At 76.0% G+C, this 22,898-nt stretch carries 18 protein-coding genes; 14 read left to right on the forward strand and 4 right to left on the reverse strand.

The features are described 5' to 3' along the window. The first annotated feature begins 874 nt into the window (after window positions 1-874). Window positions 875-1,804: a LysR family transcriptional regulator gene (locus ACFQ9Z_RS27215; protein WP_383023973.1), complete on the forward strand. Its 930-nt coding sequence runs from the start codon at window positions 875-877 to the stop codon at window positions 1,802-1,804. A 216-nt stretch (window positions 1,805-2,020) separates the two neighbouring features. On the opposite strand, the gene ACFQ9Z_RS27220 is transcribed toward ACFQ9Z_RS27215, so the two are convergent. Together ACFQ9Z_RS27220 and ACFQ9Z_RS27225 are read right to left on the reverse strand one after the other, a co-directional pair. Beyond that, a complete protein-coding gene (locus tag ACFQ9Z_RS27220; RefSeq protein ID WP_383024790.1) occupies window positions 2,021-2,695 on the reverse strand; it encodes a gamma-glutamyl-gamma-aminobutyrate hydrolase family protein in 675 nt (224 codons plus the stop codon). A 67-nt stretch (window positions 2,696-2,762) separates the two neighbouring features. Then, a complete protein-coding gene (locus tag ACFQ9Z_RS27225; RefSeq protein ID WP_383023978.1) occupies window positions 2,763-3,515 on the reverse strand; it encodes a FadR/GntR family transcriptional regulator in 753 nt (250 codons plus the stop codon). Window positions 3,516-3,610: 95 nt separating this feature from the next. On the opposite strand from ACFQ9Z_RS27225, the gene ACFQ9Z_RS27230 reads away from it, so the two are divergent. Genes ACFQ9Z_RS27230 through ACFQ9Z_RS27245 form a run of 4 tightly spaced genes read left to right on the forward strand, consistent with a single transcriptional unit; the run spans window position 3,611 to window position 8,389 of the window. Then, on the forward strand, window positions 3,611-4,969 hold the full coding sequence (locus ACFQ9Z_RS27230; protein WP_383023982.1) for a glutamine synthetase family protein: 1,359 nt from the start codon (window positions 3,611-3,613) through the stop codon (window positions 4,967-4,969). Window positions 4,970-4,980: 11 nt separating this feature from the next. Further along, window positions 4,981-6,354 (forward strand): aldehyde dehydrogenase family protein, encoded by a 1,374-nt coding sequence (locus tag ACFQ9Z_RS27235; RefSeq protein ID WP_383023985.1) that lies wholly within the window; start codon window positions 4,981-4,983, stop codon window positions 6,352-6,354. Next, a complete protein-coding gene (locus ACFQ9Z_RS27240) occupies window positions 6,351-7,133 on the forward strand; it encodes a 3-oxoacyl-ACP reductase (RefSeq protein WP_383023988.1) in 783 nt (260 codons plus the stop codon). Before ACFQ9Z_RS27235 ends, ACFQ9Z_RS27240 begins: the two co-directional genes overlap by 4 nt. A 26-nt stretch (window positions 7,134-7,159) precedes the next feature. Further along, entirely contained in the window at window positions 7,160-8,389 is a 1,230-nt protein-coding gene (locus tag ACFQ9Z_RS27245) for a haloacid dehalogenase-like hydrolase (protein WP_383023991.1), read from the forward strand. Window positions 8,390-8,456: 67 nt separating this feature from the next. On the opposite strand, the gene ACFQ9Z_RS27250 is transcribed toward ACFQ9Z_RS27245, so the two are convergent. Then, the gene (locus tag ACFQ9Z_RS27250; RefSeq protein ID WP_383023994.1) at window positions 8,457-9,659 is read right to left on the reverse strand and encodes an amino acid deaminase/aldolase; all 1,203 of its coding nucleotides are present in this window, start codon (window positions 9,657-9,659) and stop codon (window positions 8,457-8,459) included. Window positions 9,660-11,460: 1,801 nt separating this feature from the next. On the opposite strand from ACFQ9Z_RS27250, the gene ACFQ9Z_RS27255 reads away from it, so the two are divergent. Continuing rightward, a complete protein-coding gene (locus ACFQ9Z_RS27255) occupies window positions 11,461-12,267 on the forward strand; it encodes a hypothetical protein (RefSeq protein WP_383023997.1) in 807 nt (268 codons plus the stop codon). After that, a complete protein-coding gene (mycP, locus tag ACFQ9Z_RS27260) occupies window positions 12,264-13,481 on the forward strand; it encodes a type VII secretion-associated serine protease mycosin (RefSeq protein WP_383024002.1) in 1,218 nt (405 codons plus the stop codon). The genes ACFQ9Z_RS27255 and mycP overlap by 4 nt, the downstream gene beginning before the upstream one ends. Window positions 13,482-13,538: 57 nt before the next feature. Here the strand turns inward: mycP and ACFQ9Z_RS27265 are convergent, their stop codons facing one another. After that, entirely contained in the window at window positions 13,539-14,426 is an 888-nt protein-coding gene (locus ACFQ9Z_RS27265) for an NAD(P)H-binding protein (protein ID WP_383024005.1), read from the reverse strand. A gap of 390 nt (window positions 14,427-14,816) precedes the next feature. Here ACFQ9Z_RS27265 and ACFQ9Z_RS27270 point away from each other — a divergent pair, with 390 nt between their 5' ends. From ACFQ9Z_RS27270 to ACFQ9Z_RS27300, 7 genes are read left to right on the forward strand one after another with little or no spacing between them, the layout of a single operon-like run. After that, entirely contained in the window at window positions 14,817-15,719 is a 903-nt protein-coding gene (locus ACFQ9Z_RS27270; protein WP_383024008.1) for an AfsA-related hotdog domain-containing protein, read from the forward strand. Further along, window positions 15,716-16,357, forward strand: coding sequence for a methyltransferase family protein (locus ACFQ9Z_RS27275; RefSeq protein ID WP_383024011.1), 642 nt, complete (start codon window positions 15,716-15,718; stop codon window positions 16,355-16,357). Before ACFQ9Z_RS27270 ends, ACFQ9Z_RS27275 begins: the two co-directional genes overlap by 4 nt. Before the next feature lie 3 nt (window positions 16,358-16,360). Then, window positions 16,361-19,141, forward strand: coding sequence for a PEP/pyruvate-binding domain-containing protein (locus tag ACFQ9Z_RS27280; protein WP_383024015.1), 2,781 nt, complete (start codon window positions 16,361-16,363; stop codon window positions 19,139-19,141). Further along, a complete protein-coding gene (locus ACFQ9Z_RS27285; protein WP_383024018.1) occupies window positions 19,132-20,217 on the forward strand; it encodes a ketoacyl-ACP synthase III family protein in 1,086 nt (361 codons plus the stop codon). The genes ACFQ9Z_RS27280 and ACFQ9Z_RS27285 overlap by 10 nt, the downstream gene beginning before the upstream one ends. Next, the gene (locus ACFQ9Z_RS27290) at window positions 20,214-20,651 is read left to right on the forward strand and encodes a nuclear transport factor 2 family protein (RefSeq protein WP_383024022.1); all 438 of its coding nucleotides are present in this window, start codon (window positions 20,214-20,216) and stop codon (window positions 20,649-20,651) included. The genes ACFQ9Z_RS27285 and ACFQ9Z_RS27290 overlap by 4 nt, the downstream gene beginning before the upstream one ends. Further along, window positions 20,648-21,916: a cytochrome P450 gene (locus tag ACFQ9Z_RS27295; RefSeq protein ID WP_383024027.1), complete on the forward strand. Its 1,269-nt coding sequence runs from the start codon at window positions 20,648-20,650 to the stop codon at window positions 21,914-21,916. The genes ACFQ9Z_RS27290 and ACFQ9Z_RS27295 overlap by 4 nt, the downstream gene beginning before the upstream one ends. Then, window positions 21,910-22,791, forward strand: coding sequence for a hypothetical protein (locus tag ACFQ9Z_RS27300; protein WP_383024030.1), 882 nt, complete (start codon window positions 21,910-21,912; stop codon window positions 22,789-22,791). The genes ACFQ9Z_RS27295 and ACFQ9Z_RS27300 overlap by 7 nt, the downstream gene beginning before the upstream one ends. The last annotated feature ends 107 nt before the right edge of the window (window positions 22,792-22,898 follow it).

Raw genomic sequence — 22,898 nt, forward strand, 5'->3', positions numbered from 1 at the left:
CCCGGCGCGCTGGTCCGCGGGCGCCACCTGACCGGGTACGCCCCGCAACTCCCCCGCCCCCCGGGGGGGGGGGGGGGGGCCCCCCCCCGGGGGGCCGGGGGGGGGGCCCGGACCGGCCCCCCCCCCCCCCCCCCCCGCGCCCGCCGGTCACGCGGTCGGCCGGCCTACGGCAGGGCCTACGGGTGCCGTTCGAGCGGCCCGCCGCTGCTCGGCCCCGCCTCGGCCGCGGACAGCGGTCACGGATCCCGTGGCGGTCGCCGGCTCCGTGACGACCACCGGTCTCGCGACGGCCCCTGGTCCCGTGGCGGTCGCCGGTCCCGTGGCGGTGGGGGGTGTCGTGACGGTCGCCGGTCGTGCCACGGCCTCTGGCCCAGTGACAGCCGCCGGTTTCCGGGCGCCCTCTGGCGCGGTGACGGTTGCAGGCTTGGTGGCGGCCGTCGGTGCTGCGGCAGTCGCTGGTCTCGCGGCGGCCTCTGGCCTCGTGGCGGTCGCCGGTCCGGGGCGGTGGGGGGTGTCGTGACGGTCGCCGGTCGTGCCACGGCCCCTGGCCCAGTGACGGTCGCAGGCTTCGTGGCGGCCGTCGGCGGGGCGGCCTCTGGCGCGGTGACGGTCGCCGGTCCAGCTACGACCCTGGCCCGTGTCCGTCGCCGGCCCTGTTGACGGTCGCCGGTGTCGCGACGGTCGCCGGTCCTGCAGGGCCCCGGCCCGTGACGGGCGCCAATCCCGTGACGGTCGCCGATCCCGTGCCGGCCGCTGGCCCCGTGACGCTCGCCGGGCGGCTCGGTGGCCGGCGCAGGGGGCTTGGACGCGCACTCCGGTCGCCGGTCCGGGCCGGCCCGGGAGTGCAGGCGAGCGCCGGGCATAAGCTGGTCTTATGAGCGAGCGGAACGCGACGGACGACGGCCCGGCCGGCGGCTCGCTGGCGCACCGGGTGCCCGATCTCGGCGCGCTGGAGCTGCTGCTGGCCGTGGCGCGGCTGGGCAGCCTGGGGGCGGCGGCGCGGGAGGTCGGCATCACGCAGCCGGCCGCCAGCAGCCGCCTGCGCTCCATGGAGCGGCAGCTCGGCGTGGCCCTGGTCGACCGCTCGCCACGCGGTTCCCGGCTGACGGACGCGGGCGCCCTCGTGACCGACTGGGCCCGGCGCGTGGTGGAGGCGGCGGCGGCCTTCGACGCGGGCGCGCGTGCGCTGCGCGACCGGCGGGACTCCCGGCTGCGGGTCGCGGCGAGTATGACCATCGCCGAGTACCTGCTCCCGGGCTGGCTGCTCGCCCTGCACGCCGAGCGGCCCGACACCGCGGTGTCCCTGCTCGCGGGCAACTCGGCGAAGGTCGCGGAACTGCTGCTGGGCGGCGAGGCGGACCTCGGCTTCGTGGAGGGCCTGACGATCCCGGCCGGCCTGGACTCGGCGGTGGTCGCCCGGGACCGTCTGATCGTCGTCACGGCGCCCGGCCACCCCTGGGCCCGCCGCCGGCGCCCGCTCACCCCGTCGGAGCTGGCGGCCACCCCGCTGATCCTGCGCGAACGCGGCTCCGGCACCCGCCAGGTGCTGGACACGGCACTGGGCGGTCTGGCCCGGCCGCTGATCGAGCTGTCCTCGACCACGGCGGTGAAGGCCTCGGCGGTGAGTGGCGCCGGCCCTTCGGTGCTCAGCGAGCTGGCGGTGGGGGAGGAGCTGGCGATGCGGCGTCTGGTGCGCATACCGGTCGAGGGCGTCGCCCTGCGCCGTGAACTGCGCGCGGTCTGGCCGACGGGGCACCGGCCCACCGGACCGGCCCGCGAACTGCTGTCGCTGACGAAGGGGTAGGGCCTGTCTGACGATTCGCGTCGGATCAGCCGGCGGGGTCTGGTGCCGGGCATCGCAAGGCGGAGCGTCGCCCTCGTACTGGATGTACGTGGGCGTACCCGACGACGCGGCGAGGGGCGCCGCCAGGCGTCGCGGGCCCGGTGGGAATCGTCAGACAGGCCCTGTAGGCCCGCAACAGGCCCCAGCCCCCCGCCCGGCGGACGGGCGCGGGATGTCTCAGGGCGTGGCGGCCCGTACCAGTGCCCGCATGACCCGGGTGTCGTCCCCCATCTCCGGATGCCACTGCACCCCGAGCGCCCACCCCTCCTCCGGCGGCAGTTCGACCGCCTCCACGGTTCCGTCCGGCGCGTGGGCGGACGGCACCAGCCCCGCGCCGAGCCGCTCCACCGCCTGGTGGTGGTACGTCGGCACGGTCAGCTCCTCCGGGACGATCCCGGCGTACAGGGTGCCCGGCACCGGCTTCACCGCGTGTCCGCCGAAGACGCCGACCAGCTCCGCGTGCCCGTCGAGGTGCTGCACGAGCGTGCCGCCGAGGGCGACGTTCAGCAGCTGCATGCCCCGGCAGATCCCCAGCAGGGGCACCCCCGCCGCCAACGCCGCCTCGATCAGGGCCAGTTCCCAGGCGTCCCGCTCCGGCGCGGGCGGCCCCGTCCGGGGGGACCGCTCGGCGCCGTAGCGCGCCGGGTCGACGTCCGGGCCGCCCGCGACGACCAGCCCGTCCAGCCGGGCGACCGCCGCGGCGGCCAGCGCGGGCTCGTCCGGCGGCAGCATGGCGGCCAGCGCTCCGGCCCGCTGCACCAGCCGCGGGTACGCGGCCGGCAGCAGCGCTGCCTCAAGCTCCCACACCCCCCACCGCGCGCCCGGCTCCAGGTAGGTGCTCACGCCGATCAGCGGCCGCACGTCTCCACCGCCCTTCCCGAAGTGCAAAGGTTCGTCCGCGTACCTTTCCGGCGGCCGCTCATGCCAGGAACCCCCGCAGCAGCGCCGCCGTGCCCGCGCAGTGCTCGCGCATCATCTCCCGCGCCCCGTCCGCGTCCCCGTCCAGCACCGCCTCGACCAGCGCGGTGTGCTGCCGCTGCGAGTGCTCCAGGTTGCGCACCAGCAGCGGGATGCAGTCCAGCAGGTCGTTGACGCTCGCCCGGACCGCCGCGTACCGGGCGGCCAGCGACGGCGAACCGCACAGCCCGGCCAGCGCCAGGTGCAGCAGCGTGTCCTGCCGCCGGTAGTCGGCGAGCGGCGCCTCATGGGTGCGGCGCAGGGCCTCGCGCAGCCGCCCGGCCTGCTCCGGGGCCAGCCCGTGCGCCGCGCACAGCCCCGCAGCGCCCACTTCCAGCACCTCCCGGAAACGCAGCACGTCCTCGATGTCCACCTCGGCGATCCGCCGCCGCAGCTCGTCCTCGCCGCCCGCGTCCGTGCGCGGCAGCACGAACGTCCCGCCGTAGCGGCCGCGCCGCGACTCCACCAGGCCCTGGTCCTGCAGCACCTTCAGCACCTCGCGCAGCGTCACCCGGCTGATGCCGAGCCGTTCCGCCAGCTCCCTCTCGGCAGGCAGCCGTTCGCCGCCCGGCACCAGCCCTAGCCGCACCACCTGGAGGATCTGCTCCAGCGCCTCCTCGAAGCCGTTGCCCGCCCGTACCGGCCGCAGCACCGGAGCGAGCCGGTCCCGCACCGCCCTCTCGTGCGCCCCCCGCGCGTCCGTTTCCCGCGGCATGCGGCCGTGCCCCCTTCCCAGCCAATGGTTCCCGGCAATACCTTATGGCTCCCGGTCCGGCCGAAAAAGCGCCGAACAGCCGAAGGAGGATCTCCGTGGCAGACCGCACACCCCCGCTGAGCGTCGAGGAACTGCGCGCCCTCGTCGCCGGCGGTGAGATCGACACGGTCGTCCTGGCCTTCCCCGACATGCAGGGGCGGCTGCAGGGCAAGCGGTTCGCCGCCCGCTTCTTCCTCGACGAGGTCCTGCACCACGGCACCGAGGGGTGCAACTACCTGCTCGCGGTCGACACCGAGATGAACACGGTCGACGGCTACGCGATGTCCTCCTGGGACCGCGGCTACGGCGACTTCGCCATGCGCCCGGACCTCGCCACCCTGCGCCGCGTCCCCTGGCACCCCGGCACCGCCCTGCTCGTCGCCGACCTCGCCTGGAGCGACGGCTCCCCGGTCGCCGTCGCGCCCCGCCAGGTCCTGCGCCGCCAGCTCGAGCGGCTCGCCGGGCTCGGCTACACCGCGCAGGCCGGCACCGAGCTGGAGTTCATCGTCTTCAAGGACAGCTACGAGCAGGCCTGGGACGCCGACTACCGGGGCCTGACCCCGGCCAACCAGTACAACGTCGACTACTCCATCCTCGGCACCGGCCGTGTCGAGCCCCTGCTGCGCCGGCTGCGCAACGACATGGCCGGAGCCGGCCTGACCGTCGAGTCCGCCAAGGGCGAGTGCAACCCCGGCCAGCACGAGATCGCCTTCCGCTACGACGAGGCCCTCGTCACCTGCGACCAGCACGCCCTGTACAAGACCGGCGCCAAGGAGATCGCCGCCCAGGAGGGCGTCTCCATCACCTTCATGGCCAAGTACAACGAGCGCGAGGGCAACTCGTGCCACATCCACCTCTCACTCGCCGGCCCCGACGGCGCCAACGCCATGGCGGGGCCCGACGGGATGTCCGACGTGATGCGGCACTTCCTCGCCGGGCAGCTCGCGGCCCTGCGCGACTTCTCCCTCCTCTACGCCCCCAACATCAACTCCTACAAGCGGTTCCAGCCGGGCTCCTTCGCGCCCACCGCCGTCGCCTGGGGCCACGACAACCGCACCTGCGCGCTGCGCGTCGTCGGCCACGGCCGCTCCCTGCGCTTCGAGAACCGCCTGCCCGGCGGCGACGTCAACCCCTACCTCGCCGTGGCCGGACTGGTCGCCGCCGGACTGCACGGCGTCGAGCAGCGACTCGAACTGCCCGAGCCCTGCCCCGGCAACGCCTACACCGCGGACTACGAGCAGGTGCCCACCACCCTGCGCGAGGCCGCCGAACTCTGGGAGAACAGCCCCGTCGCCAAGGCCGCCTTCGGCGACGAGGTGGTGGCCCACTACCGGAACATGGCCCGCGTCGAACTGGCCGCCTTCGACGCCGCGGTCACCGACTGGGAACTGCGCCGCTCCTTCGAACGCCTGTGAAAGGTCCTCACGTGTCCGACCCGCACGAGCTGAAGGTCCTCAACCCCGCCACCGAGGAGGTCGTCGCCACCGTCCCCGCCGCCGGCGCGCGGGACGTGGACGCCGCCGTCGCGCGGGCGGCCCTCGTCCAGCCGAAGTGGGCCGCGCTCCCGCCCGCCGACCGCGCCCGGCTGCTGCGCCGCTTCGCCGACACCGTCGACGGTCACCTGGAGGAACTGGCCCGGCTCGAGGTCCGCGAGGCCGGGCACACCATCGGCAACGCCCGCTGGGAGGCCGGCAACGCCCGCGATCTGCTGCTGTACGCGGCCGGCGGCGCCGAGCGCGTCCTCGGCAGCCAGATCCCCGCTCCCGGCGGCTGGAACGTCACCTTCCACGAACCCCTCGGCGTCATCGGGGTGATCGCCCCCTGGAACTTCCCCATGCCCATCGCCGCCTGGGGTTCCTTCCCGGCGCTCGCCGCGGGCAACGCCGTCGTCCTCAAGCCCGCCGAGACCACCCCGCTCACCGCCCTCCGCCTCGCCGGACTCGCCCTGGAAGCAGGGCTCCCGGAGGACCTGTTCCAGGTGCTGCCCGGCCACGGCCACACCGCAGGCCGCGCACTGGTGGACCACCCGGACGTCGCCAAGATCGTGTTCACCGGCTCCACGGGCACCGGCCGCGAGGTGATGGAGCGCTGTGCCCGGCTGGTCAAGCCGGTCACCCTGGAACTCGGCGGCAAGAGCCCCAACGTCGTCTTCGCCGACGCCGACCTGGAGGCCGCCCTCGACCCCTTCTCCTTCCTGGACAACGCCGGCCAGGACTGCTGCGCCCGCACCCGCGTCCTGGTCCAGCATGCGGTGTACGAGGAGGCCCGTGAACTCCTCGCCGGCGCGCTGGCCGCCGTCGTCGTGGGCGACCCGGCCGACGAGAAGACGCAGATGGGCCCGCTGATCTCCCGGCGGCAACTCGACCGCGTACGGTCCTACGTCCCCGACGACGCGCCGGCCCTGCGCGGCGCCGCCCCCGACGGCCCCGGCTTCTGGTTCCCGCCGACCGTGCTCACCGGCGAGCGGCCCGGCTCCCCGGCGGCCCGCGAGGAGATCTTCGGCCCGGTCGCCGTCCTGCTGCCGTTCACCGACGAGGAGGACGCGGTCCGCCTCGCCAACGACACCCCCTACGGCCTGTCCGGCTCCGTGTGGACCCGGGACGTCGGCCGCGCGCTGCGCGTCTCGCGGGCCGTCCGCGCGGGCAACCTGTCCGTCAACTCCCACTCCAGCGTCCGCTACTGGACCCCGTTCGGCGGCTTCAAGCAGTCCGGACTCGGCCGCGAACTCGGCCCCGACGCCCTGACCGCCTTCACCGAGACCAAGAACGTCTTCATCAGCACGGAGGGCCCCGCACAGTGAACGCAGAACCCGTCTGCCGCCGCCTGGCCGGCCGCACCGCCGTCGTCACCGGAGCCGGCAGCGGCATCGGCCTCGCCAGTGCCCGCAGGCTCGCCTCCGAAGGCGCCCACGTCGTCTGCGGCGACGTCGACGAGGTGACCGGCAAGGCCGCCGCCGAGGAGACCGGCGGACTCTTCGTCGAGGCCGACGTCACCGACCCCGGACAGGTCGAGGCGCTGTTCGCGGCGGCGTACGACACCTACGGCAGCGTCGACATCGCCTTCAACAACGCCGGCATCTCGCCGCCCGACGACGACTCCATCCTGGACACCGGCCTGGAGGCCTGGAAGCGCGTCCAGGAGGTCAACCTCACCTCCGTCTACCTGTGCTGCAAGGCCGCCATCCCCTACATGCGGCGGCAGGGCCGGGGCTCCATCATCAACACCGCGTCCTTCGTGGCCCGGATGGGAGCGGCCACCTCGCAGATCTCCTACACCGCCTCGAAGGGCGGCGTGCTCGCGATGTCCCGTGAGCTGGGCGTGCAGTTCGCCCGGGAGGGGATCAGGGTCAACGCCCTGTGCCCGGGGCCGGTCGACACCCCGCTGCTGCGGGAGCTGTTCGCCAAGGACCCGGAGCGGGCCGCGCGCCGCCTGGTGCACATCCCGGCCGGGCGGTTCGCCCGCGCCGAGGAGATCGCCGCCGCCGTCGCCTTCCTGGCCAGCGACGACTCCTCCTTCGTCAACGCCACCGACTTCCTGGTGGACGGCGGGATCTCGGGCGCGTACGTCACCCCCCTGTAGGGGATAAAGGTGTACGGTCCGCGCACATGCGACAACTTCTCGCGTGGACCCTGGCAGCGGCCGCCGCCCTGGCGGCCGCGCCCACCGCGCCGGCGGCGCGTCCCCACTGCCCCCGGCTGACCACCTCCTGGCACGGTGACAACCGCGCCCGGCTGCAACGCGTCATCGACGCCCGCGGCACCTGTTCCGGGCACACGGGCGCGGTCGCCGCGTTCGACTGGGACAACACCGTCACCAAGAACGACGTCACCGACGCCACCCTCTCCTGGGCGTTGCGCCACGACCGCCTGCCGCGCCCCGCCCGCTGGAAGGACACCAGCGCCTGGCTGACCGAGGCCGCCGACCGGGCCCTGACCGCCGCCTGCGGCACCGGGGCCGGCGCGCCCCTGCGCACCTCGGCCGAGCCCCGCTGCACGGACGAGATCCTCGAGATCCGCGAGAACGCCACCACCATGAGCGGCGCCCCCGCCTTCGCGGGCCACTGGAACCACCGGCGCACCGTGCCGCAGTACGCCTGGATCCCCCAGCTGTTCGCCGGCCGCACCCCCGCCGAACTCGCCTCCTACGCCCGCGCCGCCCGCCGCGAGGCCCTGGCCGCCCCGGTCGGCGCGACCCGCGCCCTCGGCACCCGCACCGTCCCCGCCTACGTCCGCCACTACGCCCAGCAGCGCGACCTCATCCGCACCCTGCGCCGGGCCGGATTCCGGGTCTACGTCGTCTCGGCGGGCGCCGAGCCCATCACCGAGGTGTGGTCGAGGGGCGTCGGCGTGGACGCGGCCCACACGATCGCCATCCGCCCGGTCCTGGACCGCCGGGGCCGGATCACCACCCGCAACGAGGGCTGCGGTGGCGTCCCGGCGACCCGGGGCGCGGTGATCCCGTACATCGACGGCAAGCGCTGCTGGATCAACCAGGAGGTCTACGGCGTGCGGGGCGCCGCCGCCTGGCAGCGGCAGCCCTGGCAGCGGCGGCCCGCCCTCGCGGCCGGCGACGCCGACACCGACGTCACCTTCGTCGGCGACGCCACCGGCGCCCACCTCGTGATCGACCGCGACAAGCCGGAACTGATGTGCCGGGCCTACGACGACGCCGACGGGCGCTGGCTGGTGAACCCCATGTTCATCGACCCGCTGCCGCGCCGTACCGCGCCGTACCCGTGCTCGGCCACCGCCTACACCGCGCCGGACGGCACGCCGGGACCGCTCCTGCGCCCCGACGGCTCGGTGGTGCCGGACCAGGCCGGCCGCACCCCCTGAGCGGACGGCGGCCGCGGCTCACCGGGGCGGCCACCGGTCAGGGCCCTGGGGTGCGCGCCCCGGCGGTTCACAGGAAGGTGTGGCCCTCGCCGCGATAGGTGGGCACGGTGGCCGTGACCGCGTCGCCCTCGATCAGGTGCAGGACGTCGAACCGCTCGCACAGCTCGCCCGCCTTGGCGTGCCGGAACCACACCTTGTCGCCGATCAGCAGGTCGTCGGCGGGCGGCCCGAGCAGCGGGGTCTGCACCTCGCCCGGGCCCTCCTGCGGGTCGTACGCCAGCCCCTCCGGCAGATGAGGCACCGGCAGCCGGTCGGGTCCGGCGGCGCCGGAGGCCGGATAGCCGCCGCCCAGCACCGTGACGACGCCCACGCCGGGCCGCCGCACGACGGGCTGCGCGAAGAGGGCGGCCGGACGTCCGGTGAAGGACGTGTAGTTGTCGAACAGCCGGGGCACGTAGAGCCCCGAACCGGCCGCGATCTCGGTGACCGCGTCCTCGGCGGCGGTGTGCTGCACGCTGCCCGTCCCACCGCCGTTGACGAACTCCAGGCCGGGCGCCACGGCGCGTACCGCCCGGACCACCGCCGCGCGCCGCTCGGCCAGTTCGCGCCGCGCCGCGGCCTGCATCAGCCGGATCGCCCGCGAACGGAGCGGCCGTCCGGCCACCGCGTCCCCTACTCCGGCGACATGGCCCTCGTACGCCATGATCCCGACCAGCCGGAAGCCCGGCCGCCGCGCCACCGACCGTGCCAGTTCCGCGAGTCGGGCGGGGGAGTGCAGCGGCGAGCGCCGGGCGCCGATCCGCACCCGGCCGCCCAGCAGCCGCAGCGAGGTGTCCAACTCCAGGCACACACGCACCACTTCGCGTCCGCCGTCGCGGGCCGCGTCGATCAGGTCGAGCTGGGCCACGTCGTCCACCATCACGGTGACGGCGCCGGCGAGCTTGGGGTCGGCGGCCAGCTCCGCGAAGCCCGCCCGGTCGGCGGACGGATAGGCCAGGAGGACGTCGTCGAAACCGGAGCGGGCCAGCCACAGGGACTCGGCGAGGGTGAACGACATGACGCCCTGGAAACCGTCCTTGGCCAGGACCCGTTCCAGCAGGGCACGGCAGCGCACGGACTTGCTGGCCACCCGGATCGGCTTGCCGCCGGCCCGGCGCCGGAGGTCGTCGGCGTTCGCGTCGAACGCGTCCAGGTCCACGATCGCGAGGGGGGCGTCGAGATGGGCGGTGGCCCGGTCGTAACGGGCCCGGTCGCCGGCGCGCGCAGTCATGACGGAAGCCTGCCAGACAGGATTACCGCAGGGTAGGGGGACGATACGGGCAGATGCCCCGGGCTCGTGGACTGGTGCCCGTTCCCTCCGGGAGAACCCGTAGAGTGACGCGCACGACGGCGGAACGCGCCCGGCCGGATCGCCTGAACCGGGATGCCGGTCCAGCCGTACGGGTATGCGTGCCCGGACGGAGCTTCGTACCGGGCACGGCCGAGAGCACAGCGATCCGCTGACGACAACGGCCCGGGTACGAGGAAACGGGGGGTGCATGAGCACGGAAGCGCGCCGCGCCCCGATTCCGCCGCGCCCCGCCGCCCCGCCCCCGGGCGCCCGAGCGGGCGCCCCTGCCCCCGGCCGTGCGGACACCGGCCGGGACAACGGCGCACCGGCCCAGCGGCCCCACCCGGCACCCGCCTCGCCGGGCGACAACACCGAGCCGGGCGCCGCGGACAGCCGCCGGACGGGCCCCACCTCCGCCCCCGTTGCTGCGCCGGGTGGCCGGGGTGGTGAGGCGTGGGCCGGGTACGGGGTCGCGGGCGGGGATGGTGCGGCGACCGGGGGCGCGGTCGAGTCGGGCGTCCGGCGTGGGCCGGGGGCCGGGGGCCAGTCGCCCGCTCCCGTTGCTGCGCCGCGTGGCCGGGGTGGTGAGGCGTGGGCCGGGTACGGCCGGAACGGTGCGGTGGCCGGGGACGGCGCCGAAGCCACCGCCGAGCGGGGACACGGCGCGCCGCGTTCTGCCGCCGCCGCGCCCGCTGCTTCGCAGGGCGACCCGGCCGGTGGCCGGGGGGCCGCACGCGGGGCCGTGGGGCAGCCGGGTCCGGGCCGGACCGAAGGAGTCCCCGCCGGTGCTGTGCCCGCTGAGCTGTCGGGTGACGACGCCGACGACGACGAGCCCTCGGTCTTCGCGCCGCGCGCCGCGCGGAACCAGGTCGGCCAGGACACGGCGCGGACGCGACGGCGCGGCGAGTGGTCCGGCGCAGCCGACGGGGGCGAGGGGCCCCGTCTCCCCGTGTTCCCCGGCGCCGCCCAGCCAGGCGCCACCGACCCGGCCGGCCCACCTCCGCCGCCGGCCTCCGCCCGCTTCCCCGACACCCCGCCGTCCCGCCGGCCGGGCCCCCCGGCCGGGGCCCTGTCGGAGACGACGACCCGGCTGCGGCCGGTTGCGTCGGCGCCCGAGCAGCGCCGTTCCGGTTCGGCCGTCCCGGCGCCGACGCGGCCCGGTGCTCCCGCCGCCGTGTCGGAGACGCCGGTCCGGCGTCGGCCGATCCCGCCGGCGCCCGAGCAGCGCCGTTCCGGATCCTCCCCGGGGCCCGCCGCCACGGGCCTCGCAGGCTCTGCCTCGACGGCGGGTCCCGGCGGTTCCGCTCCCGAGCGGCCGCCCGCGCCCACCCGCTCGTCCTCAGCGCAACCGCCCGCGCCCACCCGCTTTCCTGCTGACCCCGTTTCACAGCAGCCGCCCGCTTTCGCGCGTCCGTCTGCACAGCCTGCCTCCGCACAGCCTGCCCCCGCCCACCCGGCGTCAGTGCAGCCGTCCGCCTCCGCGCGTCCGTCCGCACAGCCTGCCCCCGCCCACCCGGCGCCAGCGCAGCCGCCCGCCCCCGCCCACCCGGCCGTCCCGCCCCGGCCCGCGACGGTCCCCGGGGCAGGAGCCTCGTCGGTGTCCGCGCCGCACTCCGGGTCCGCCGCCCGGGACGCGCGAGCCGCGTGGAGTCCCGCTGATCCGGCGTACCCCGTGAGCCCCGGACCGGTGTCGCCGGACCCCGGTCTGTCGTGGGGCGCCGATGGGGCCGGGCGGCCCGTCGTGTCGTTCGCGGTGCCCGAGTACGGTGAGCGGCCGCGGACCCTGACCCCGGCGTGGCTGCGGCCCCGCGCGGCCGCCGCAGCGGCCTGCCTGGTCCTCGGTCTCGGCCTCGTCGGCGGTGCGGCGACCGGGAGCTGGCTCACCGGCGACGGCGCCGAAGGGAAGGCAGGCACCGGATTCAGCGCGGCCGGCGCGCTGTGGCACAGCGTCCCCGTGGACAAGCTGTTCCCGCCCACCGTGCAGGGCACCGGCGCCGGCCCCGGCGGCGCCGACCGGACCTGGACCCGGATCGCCGTCGCCCCGGACAGCGGCTGCGCCGAGGCCTTCGACCCGCTGCTGCGCAAGGTCCTCGCTCCGGTCGGCTGCCGGAGGCTGCTGCGCGCCACGTACACCGACGCCACCCAGAGCCATGTCACCACCGTGGGCCTGATGTTCACCAAGGGCGACCCCGCCGCCATGTCCGCCCTCGCCGCCCGCTTCCGCGACGAGCGCCTGGACCGGCGCACCGACCTGATGCCCCGGCCGTACGCCGCCAAGGGCACCGCCGCGGCCCTGTTCGGCGACGGGCAGCGCGCCGCCTGGACCGTCTCCGTCCTCACCGACGCCCCGGTCGTCGCCTACGCCGTCTCCGGCTGGGCCGACGGCCGTACCGTCGACTCGCCGCAGCCCGCCGCCGACGCCGTACGGGCCGGCGCCGCCTCGGCGGCCGCCCAGGCCGGCCTCGGGCAGGAGGCGCAGGGCCTGGCCGACCGCGTCGAACGCCGGCTGCGCCAGACCGCCGGACCGGCCAAGGCGAGCCCCTCATGAGGCGACCCGCGCACCGCGGCCGGCGCCTGAGCGGGACCGGGGCCGCGGTGAGCCTGCTGCTGGCCGGCTCCCTCGTCCTGCTGCCGTCCGCCGCCGCCCGCGCCGACGGCATCCGCGCCCAGCAGTGGAGCCTGTCCGCCCTGCGCCTGGACGAGGCATGGCACACCACCAAGGGCCGGGGCGTCACCGTCGCCGTGCTGGACACCGGCGTCGACGCCGGACACCCGGACCTCACCGGCAACGTCCTGGCCGCCAAGGACATGATCGGTTTCGGCGCCGGCCCAGGAGACCGCGAGTGGGCCCGGCACGGCACCGCCATGGCCGGCATCATCGCCGGACACGGCCACGGCGCCGGCCACACCGACGGCGTCATGGGCGTCGCCCCCGAGGCGAAGATCCTCCCCGTGCGGGTCATCCTCGAGGACGGCGACTCCGCCCGCGGCAAGGCCCGCACCACCCGGGGCAACGCCCTCGCCGACGGCATCCGCTGGGCCGCCGACCACGGCGCCGACGTCATCAACCTCTCCCTCGGCGACGACTCCGACTCCGCCCACCCGGAGCCCAGCGAGGACGAGGCCGTGCAGTACGCCCTGAGGAAGGGCGTGGTGGTCGTGGCCTCCGCGGGCAACGGCGGCGCCAAGGGCGACCACGTCTCCTACCCGGCCGCCTACCCGGGAGTCATCGCGGCCACCGCCGTCGACCGCTACGGCACCCGCGCCTCCTTCTCCACCCGCCGCTGGTACGCGGCGGTCAGCGCGCCCGGCGTGAACGTCGTGATCGCCGACCCCGACCACAAGTACTACGAGGGCTGGGGCACCTCGGCCGCCGCGGCCTACGTCTCGGGCGCCGCGGCGCTGATCAAGGCGGCCCGTCCGGGGCTGGCCCCGGCCCAGGTGAAGAAACTGCTGGAGGACACCGCCCGCGACGCCCCGGTCGGCGGCCGGGACGACTCACGGGGCTTCGGCATGATCGACCCCGCGGCGGCCCTGAAGGCCGCGGCCCGCCTCGAACCCCGGAGCCTGCGCCCGGCGTCCTACGGGAAGGAGTACTTCGGCCCCGGCCCGGACACCGACACGGCCACCGGCTCCGCCTCCGGCTGGGCGGGCCCGCTCGCGGGCGGCGCCGGCGCGGTGCTGCTGGTGGCCGGCGTGGTCCTGTGGCGGGGCCGCGACCAGGGCCGGCGGCGCGACGAGGAGTACGGCGAGGAGTACTGAGGCCCGGCGCTTCCCGCCCGCCCCCGGCGGCGGACGGCGGGAACCGCCGGACGGGTCCTACCGGGGCCGCGCGGCCCCGGCGAGCACCGCAGGCGCGGGCACCGGCCCGAAGGCGTCCCGGTGATCCGCCGCCCACCGCGCGTACGACCGGGCCGCCCGGCCGGTGAGGCGGGTGAACGCCGGGTCCACGATGGCCTTCCGGCCCCTGGACTGCCGTTCGGCGCCGCGCAGCAGAGCCTCGACCACGTGCGGCGGATGCCGGCGCGACCAGCGGGCCGCGGCCTGCTGGGCCGTCAGTTCGCGGCACACCAGCGGGACGCCGAGCATCCTGGAAAGCTCCCGGGTCTGGTCGGCGGCGGAGATCGCCTCCGGACCGGTGAGCCGGTGGATCCGGCCCTCGTGCCCGGATGAGGTCAGCGCCGCCACCGCGACCTCCGCGATGTCCCGGGGATCGACGCAGGCGCTCGGCGCCCAGGGGTGCAGGGCGTGCACCACGCCCTCGGAGCGGATCGAGCCCGCCCACGCCAGCGTGTTCGACATGAACGCGCGCGGGCGCAGCAGCGTCCACTCCAGACCGCAGGAGCGCAGGAGGTCCTCGCAGTCCCGCTGCCAGCGCGTGATCAGGTCGTCGGCGTCGTCCTCGCCGGCCGCGTACGCGGACAGCTTCACCACGTGCCGCACCCCGGCCGCCTCCGCGGCCCGCAGGAAACGCGCGTCGCTGTCGCCGCCGGGATCGCGGGTGACCAGGAACGCCCGGTCCACCCCCGCGAGCGCGCGCAGCAGCGAGCCGTGGTCCTGGTACGACCCGACGGCCACCGCACAGTTCGCGCCCAGCGCCGGCAGCCGCGCCGCGTCACGGCAGAACACGCGCACCGGACCGGCCGACGCCAGCCTCCGCGCCACCTCGCCGCCCACCACTCCGGTCGCGCCCGTCACCAGAATCATGCGGAGGCCTCCCCAGCCGGATCACGGGGCCCGCGCGCCGCCGGCCGCGCCACGGCCCGCGCCCGCGTCCGGTCCCTCGACAAGCGAACAGAGGACCGATCGTGGTCCGGACCGCTGACCCGCCGCTGACACGCGGACAACGCTGTCATGCCGGGCGCCGCTGCTCCCGGCAAGGGTCAGCGGCATGTCAGGCGCCTCGTCAAGACTGCCGCGAACACCGGGCCGGACACGGCCCGCACCGATGCGGCCGGGCACCGGGCCCGGCGCCGCGGACGCGGCCCCACGTGACGGACCGGGGGCCGGGCGTCGCGCCGCCACCGCGAGCGCGGAACCGACGCCGCGGGCCGGCCCGAGCCGAGCAGCAGCACAGTCAGGAATCGAGGAAGACGGATGACCACGCCAACGACCCGAGCCCAGACACGCGTTCAGCGGACCGGCCACGAGCCGGCCGGGGACCGGCCCCGCACCGCCCGGGACCACGACGCCGACTCCTGGCTCACCGACCTGACCGTCGACCAGAGCGACCCGTTCTTCTACGACCACCCGCTGGACCACGTCCCCGGCATGCTCCTGGCGTGCGCCATGGCGGACGCCGTCGCCGACCGCGTCGACATCCCGGCGGGCTCGCGCGTGAAGTGGGTCGTCAACTTCCGGGTGATGCCCGAGCTTTCCCCGGGGCTGGTGCTCTACGCGGCCCCGCCCGAGGACGGCCGCCACACCCTGCGCGTCACCCAGGGCCCGACCGTCGTCTCGGACAGCTGGTTCACGCTCACCGGCGACCCGGAGGCCGGCCGGCCCGGCGGGGCGGCCGCAGCGCACGCGCCGGCCGGCGAGCCCGCCGGCGCCTGCCTGGTGCACCGCACCCGCCCGGAGAACGTCATGCTCGGCGAACCCCTCGCCGAGGACGGCGTGTTCACCGCCGCGGTCCTGTTGCCGGGGGCCGGGCACACCCTGGTGAGCCGCCGCCCGGGCCGTCGCTCGGTGAAGTCGGTCGTCGAGGCGGGCCGGCAGTTCGCCACCTGGCTCTCCCACCGGGTCGGCGGCTGGCCGGACGAGGTGCAGATGCTGTGGCTGCGGCTCACCGCCGACCTGCCCGCCGACCTGCCCGCCACGCTTCCGCTGGCCCTGCGCTGGCGGCAGACCCGCATGTCCGACGACAAGGCCCGGCTCACCTTCGAGCTGGTCGCGGGCGAGGGAGCGGGCACCAGGATCGGCAGCCTCGTCTACGTCAGCAAGGGCCTGACCCCCGAGGCCTACCGGGACTTCCGCGCCGGCGCCGGGGTCGCGGCATGAACCAGCGCCTCGTCGTCCTCGTCCTGCGCGCCCTGCTGCCGCTGACCTGCGCCCTGTTCGCCCTAGCCATCGCACTGCAGCTCACCTCGGACAGCACCGGGCCGCACACGGAGGCCGCCCTGTTCGCGGGCCTCTACGTGCTGTGGATCCTCGCCGAGACCGGCATCACCGTACGCCACCCCAAGCAGTCAGCCGCCGAGAACAGCACCCTGCTGCCGTACGCCCTGGCCCGGGCCGGCACCGGCGTCTCCGCGGTGCTGTGGCCGCTGCCCTGGCACGCCTGGTCGGTGTGGCTGACCGTGCCGGCCGTGGTGTTCGCCGCGTCCGTGGCGCTGCGCCTGACCGCCATCCGCACCCTCGGCCGGTTCTACTCCCACCACGTGGTCCGCTACTCCGACCATTCCATCGTCACCCACGGCCCCTACCGGCACGTCCGGCACCCCGCGTACACCGGGATGCTGCTGGCCAACGCCGCGTTCGTGGCCTTCTTCTGCAACCCGCTGAGCGTGCTGTTCCTGCTCGCCCTCGCCGCGGTGATCGTGTGGCGGATCCGGGTCGAGGAACGCGTCCTGTGGGCCGTACCCGGATACCCCGGATACGCGGGCGGCCGGGCGCGGCTGCTGCCGGGGGTGTGGTAGCCGATGACCTCCACGACCCCGCTCGCCCGCACCGGCCCGGCCACCGCGAGCGGCCCGCTGCTGGCCGGCGCCGGTGGCGCCGACGAAGCCGCGCTCGCCGACCCGGCCCTGGTGGGCCACAAGTTCTCCCGGCAGCACGAGATGCGCCACGCCGGGCTGCCCGTCCCCGCCTTCTTCGCGCTGACCGCCGAGGCGTACACCGCCTGCGTGCCGGTGCCCGCGGGCTTCCCGGGCGCCGGGGCGGGCACCGCGGAGCTGACCGACTGGGCCCGCGCGGCCCGCGACGAGGTCCGCGCCACCCCGCTGCCGCCCGGCCTGGCCCGGCAGGTGCTCGCCGGCTTCGACGAACTCGCCGGCCCCGGCGGGCTGGTGGCCGTGCGCGGCTGCGTCGCCGCCGAGGCGGACGGCAGCGGCGAGGATGGCGCCGACGACCCGTTCGCCGGACTCTCCGACAGCTACCTCTACGTCCGCCGGGAAGCCCTCCTGGACCGCGTCGCGGACTGCTGGGCCTCCGCCTACAACCCCGAGGCCGTGCTCTACCGCGTGCGGCGCGGCGTCGACGCCACCGCCGTGCGGGTCGCGGTCGGCGTTCAGCGGATGGTGCCCGGCGTGCGGTCCTTCGTGATGTTCACCAGCGACCCGCGCGGCGGCGCCGACCAGGCGGTGGTCGCCGCCGCGCACGGCATCGGCGAGGGCATCGTGCAGGAGAAGGCCGACATCGACCACTTCTTCGTGGACCGCGCCACCGGCGCCGTACACGCCGAACTCGCCGTCAAGTCCGTGATGGCGGGCCTCGACCCGGCCCGGCCGGACGCCGGCCCGGTGCTGCTGCCCGTCCCGGACGCGCTCGGCGGACCGCCCGTGCTGTCCGACGACGAGGTACGCGCCGTCGGCGAACTGGCCGCCCGCACCGAGGAACTGTTCGGCGGCCCCCAGGACATCGAGGGCACCCTCACCGCCGACGGCCGGATCCACCTCGTCCAGGCCCGGCCCGTGGTGCGCGCCGCGGCCCCGCCCCGGGAGAGCGCGCCGCCGGTGCCGTGGACCAACCACAACCTCACCGAGTCCTTCCCCGGCGTCACCTCCACGCTGACCTACTCCCAGGCCCGCGTCTTCTACCGGACCGGCTTCGCCGACTTCTACCGGCGGCTCGGCGTGCCCGAGGACTCCCTGCGCCGCAACCAGCACCACCTCAGCCGGATGATCGGGCACCTCGACGGGCGGGTCTACTACCGGCTCGACGCCTGGTTCGCGCTGCACGGCCAGATCCCCGGCTTCGACCTCATCCGCCCGATGTGGCAGCGCTCCCTCGGCCTCACCGAACGCGACCAGGACACCGCCCCCGACCGGGCGGCCCGCCGCCGCGCCTGGAAGCAGGTGCTGCGCGCCGCCCCCCGCCTCACCCGCGCCTACGTCACCCAGCCGCGCCGGCTGCGCGAGTTCCTGCGCTGGTGGGACGACCTGATGGCGCGCTGGCCCTCCTTCGAGGACTGCACCGCCGACGAGCTCATCGCCCGCTACCGCACCATGTGGACCGAGGCCGAACACCGCTGGGGCGTCACCATGGTCGCAAGCTACTTCGCCCTGGTCTCCCTGACCTGCGCCGACGCCCTCCTGGAGCGCTGGGTGCCGGACGGCCGCGCGCTGCTGCCCCGGCTGATGGGCGGCGGCCGCCCCAACCGCACGCTCGCCTCGGTGCGCTCGGCGCTCGCCCTCGCCGAACGCGCCGCCGCCGACCCGGACCTGCGCGCCGCCGTCCTGGAACGCCCCGCGCCCGAGGTCTGGCGGGAGATCGCCGAGGGGAAGTACGGCGCCGGCACCGCCGACGCCTTCGCCCGGCACCTGCGCACCTACGGCGACCGCGCGCTGCACGACCTCAAACTGGAGGTCCTGACCCCGCGCCAGGAACCCTGGCAGATCGTCACCGCGCTGCGCCCCTACATAGGCCAGGGCCTGACCGTCGCCGCCAACGAGGCCGACGAGGCCGCCGCCCGCGACGCCGCCCGGCGCGCCCTGCGCGAAGCCTGTCCCGCCCCGCTCAAGCGGGCCGCCCTCGGCGCCGTGCTGGCCTCGCTGCGGTTCAGCGTCAAGGCCCGCGAGGACACCCGGTTCTGCCGCAGCCAGCTCTACGGCGTCTCCCGCGAGGTGATGCGCGGACTCGCCCGGCGCCTGGTCGAGACGGGCCTGCTGGACCGGGCCGAGGACGTCGTCCACCTGCAGACCGAGGAGGTGCTCGGCACCTTCGACGGCACCCTGCCCGACACCGACCTGCGCGCCCTGGTGCGCCGGCGCGCCGCCCGGGCCGCCGAGAGCGCGGCCGCCGCCGACCCGCCCGCCTACTTCACCGTCCCCGGCGGCCTGCCGGTGCCGGTCGCGCTGGCCTCCCGCCAGGAGACCGCGGCGGCCGGCGGCCCCGACGCGGACGGCGTGCTGCGCGGCATCGCCTCCAGCAGCGGCACGGCACGCGGCCGGGCCCTCGTCGTCCGGGGCACCGACGTGCCGCCCGAGGAGTGCGTGGGCCGGATCCTGGTCGCCAAGGAGACCGACCCCGGCTGGCTGGCCCTGATGATGGCCGCCAAGGGCATCGTCGTCGAGCGCGGCAGTCTCGTCTCGCACACCGCCATCAGCGGCCGGCTGCTCGGCGTCCCCACCGTCGTCGCGGTCCGCGAGGCCATGACGGCCATCGAGGACGGCGCCTGGATCGAGATCGACGGCGCGGCGGGCACCGTACGCCTGCTGCCCGGCGACGCCACCGCGGCGGAGGAGGACGGACCGTGCGCGTAGCCGACCTGTTCATCGACGGCCTCGGCTGCTACCTGCCCCGGCCCTACCCGGCCGAACGCGCGGTGGCGGAAGGCCGGTACGCCGAGGACGAGTGGCGGGCCGGCGGCTGGACCGGCGCCGCCGTGGCGGGCGACGTCTCGCCGCCCGAGATGGCGGTGGAGGCCGCCCGCACCGCCCTGGAACGCTCCGCGCACCAGGCCGCCGACATCGCGCTCGTGCTGCACGCCTCACTGCACGAGCAGGGCCCCGAACTGTGGACCCCGCACCAGTACGTGCTCCGGCACGCGGTCGGCACCCGGGTACCGGCGATGGAGGTGCGGCAGGGCTGCAACGCGGCCCTCGGCGCCCTGGAACTGGCCCACGGCCACCTCAGCGCCGACCCGTCCCGCACGGCCGCGCTGGTGACCGCGGCCGAGAACTTCGGCACCGAACGCGTCGACCGCTGGCGCTACCAGAGCGGCGCCCGGATGAAACGCCCCTCCATCCTCGGCGACGCCGCCACCGCCGTGGTGCTGTCCACCCGCGGCGGCTTCGCCCGGGTCCTGTCCCTGGTCTCCGGCTCGCTGCCCGAACTGGAGGAGATGAACCGCCCGCGCGGCGCGCTCTTCCCGCCCTCGCGCACCCGCACCGGCCGGATCGACCTGGTCGCCCGGATGATCGACTACGCCCGCAGCGACCCCGGCGCCGCCACCCTGGCCCGCAAGGCCGTGGACGCGGCCCGCACCGAGACCGGACTGCGCGCCATCGAGGACGCCGGGCTGCGGCCCGGCGACATCACCCGCGTCACCCACGTGCTGTCCGGCGGCCCCGAGTACATCCGCTCGGTCCTCGAACCCCTCGGAATCGACCCGGCCCGCGGCGTCCTCGACTTCGGGCGCGCCCTCGGCCACATGACGACCAGCGACCACTTCGCCGCCCTGCACCACCTCGTCGAGACCCGCCAGGTCGGTCCCGGCGACCGGGTGCTGATGCTCAACAACAGCTTCGGCGTCTCCCTGTTCGCCGCCGTCGTCGAGATCACCGCCACCCCGTCCTGGGCCACCGGGACGCCCTCCCCGTACAAGGAACGGACATGACCCAGCCGCAGACCCTCGCCCCGGCGCCCGGGGCCACCACGGCCGTGCAACGGTGGATCGACGCCCTGACGGACGGCTGGCGGGCCCGCGACGCGGACGCCATCGCCGCCCTCTTCACCGACGACGCCGTCTACCACCAGGGCCCCTACGGCGCCCCGCACACCGGCCGCGACGCCGTCGCAGCGCACTGGCGCAACACCCTGTCCCGGCAGAAGGACGCCCGCATGTGGTTCGGCGAGCCCGTCGTCTCCGGCGGGCGGGCCGCCGTGGAGTGGTGGTGCGTCCTGTACGACCCGGCCACCGGCGCGCCCCGCAACGCGGCCGGGTGCCTGGTGCTCCGGTTCGCCGCCGACGGCCGCTGCGCCTCCTTCCACGAGTACTGGCACGGCGCCCCGGACCAGGAGCTCGAGCCCGCCGAGGGGTGGCTGCGGTGACCGGGACGTCCACCGTGCGGTGCCCCGTCACCGGGGCCGGCGCCGACCGGCAGCCGCCCGCCTACCCCTTCCCGGACCTGCCCGGCGTCTGCCTCGACCCCGGCCGGCTCGCCCGCTTCCGCCAGGAGCCGCTGGTGCCGGTGCGGCTCGGGAACGGCCGGGACGCACTGCTCGTCACCCGCCACGAGGACGTCAGGACCGTCCTGTCCGACGACCGCTTCAGCCGTGAGGCCTGGGCCGGCGGCACCCTTTTCGCCCGGAAGTCCAGTGCCCTGGCCCTGGTCACCAGCGACGCGCCCACCCACACCCGGCGCCGCAGCCGGGTCCAGGCCCGCTTCACCCACCGCAGGGCCGAGGAGGACCGGCCCCGCATCGCGGCGATCGCCGCCGAACTCCTGGACCGGCTGCGCGCCGCCGACGGCCCCGTCGACCTGATCGCCGAGTTCACCACCCCGTTCCCCTACCGGGTGATCTGCGAGATGCTCGGCGTGCCCGTCGCCGACCTGGACCGGCTGCTGCCCGAGGTCACCGTCATGATGTCCGCCGGGCGCTTCACCCCGGAGGAGAGCGCACGGGCCCACTCCTTCATGTACGACTACTTCTTCGGACAGCTGGCCGAGCGCCGCGCGGCCGTCGAGGCCGGCCGGCCCGGCGACGACCTGCTCACCCAGCTGCTGACCGCGCCGCCGGACTCCAGGCTCAGCGACGAGGAGATCGCCGTCTTCGGCTTCGGCCTGATGATGGCGGGCGGCGAGACCACCGCCTCCCACCTCGCCATGTGCGTGCTGCACGTGCTCACCACGCCCGGCCTCGCCGACGAACTGCGCCGCGACCCCTCGGCGGTCCCGGCCGCCGTGGAGGAACTGGTGCGCTGGGTCTGGTTCGCCGGCACCGGCGGCCAGCCGCACGTCACCACCGAGGAGGTGCGCCTGGCGGGCCGCGTCCTGCCCGCGGGCCAGGTGGTCGTCCCGCTCACCGACGCCGCCAACCGCGACCCGGCCGTCTTCCCCGACCCGGACGTCTTCCGCGCCGGCCGCTCGCCCAACCCGCACATCGGCTTCGGCCACGGCCGCCACCTGTGCCTCGGCGCGGCCCACGCGCGCGTGGAGCTCCAGGAGGGCCTCACCGCCGTGCTCGCCCGGCTCGACGGACTGGAACTCGCCGCCGACCCGGCCGAACTGAACTGGCGCGACCGGATGTTCATGCGCGGCGTGTGGGAACTGCCGGTACGCGTCCGCCCCGTGAGTCAGGCACGGCCGTGCTGAGCCGCTGGGCCCGCTTCGTGGCGGGCAGCTACCCGCCGCTGCCGTCCGTGGCGTTCGCGTTCCTGTGGGCCTACGGCGTCTCCGGGCTGTTCGCGGTCGTCCAGCCCGCGCACCCCGCGTGGCGCCCCGGCCCCGGCACCCTCACCGCGGCGCTCACGCTCACCGTCACGCTGCTGCTGATGCGGGCCGTGGACGACATCCGCGACCTCGCCTACGACCGCGCGTTCAACCCCGGGCGGCCGCTGGCCGCCGGGGCCGTGCGCGAGCGCGACCTGCTCGCGCTGTGCGCCGTGGGCGCGGTCCTCGTCCTCGCCCTGAACGCGGGCCGCCCGGCCGCCCTCGCCGTGCTCGCCGGGCAACTCCTCTACTGCGCCCTGGTGCTGGCCGCCGACCGGGCCCTGGCCTGGCCGCCGGGCGACCGGCTGCTGCTCAGCCTCCTGATCAGCTTCCCCGCCCAACTGCTGCTGCACGTCTACCTGTACACCCGCTACCTGGGCGACACCGGGCAGGGCGCCGGCCGCGGGGGAGTGCTGGCCATCGTGATCACCGTGCTGGTCACCGTCCACCTGGAGTTCGCCAAGAAGATCACCCGCGGGCTCAGGCCCGGTGAGCGCAGCTACGTCAGCACCCTCGGCCTCGGCGGCACGGTGGCCGTGGCGCTCGCGGCCCCCGTGCTGTCGGTGCTGCTGCTGGTCACGCAGGCCCGCCCGGAGGCGCTGCTGGTGCCGCTGGCGCTGCTGCCGCTGCTGCTCCCCGCCCGGGCCTGCTGGCGGTTCTTCCGGGCCCGCGCCCCGCGCTGGCCGGCCGCGTCCGCCGCCTACTACGTCCTGTCCACCTTCGCCTGCTACCTGGCGCTGAGCCTGGCCTACGGCTGACCCGCCCCACGACCCGGCGGCGGTCCCCGGGCCGGTCCCCGGGGAGGCGGCCGCGAAGGCCGACACCGCCGCCCTCGCGGCCGCCTCCACCGGCGAGGTCCCCTCGA

It is taken from the genome of Streptomyces sp. NPDC056580 (assembly GCF_042793175.1).
Taxonomy (GTDB): Bacteria; Actinomycetota; Actinomycetes; order Streptomycetales; family Streptomycetaceae; genus Streptomyces.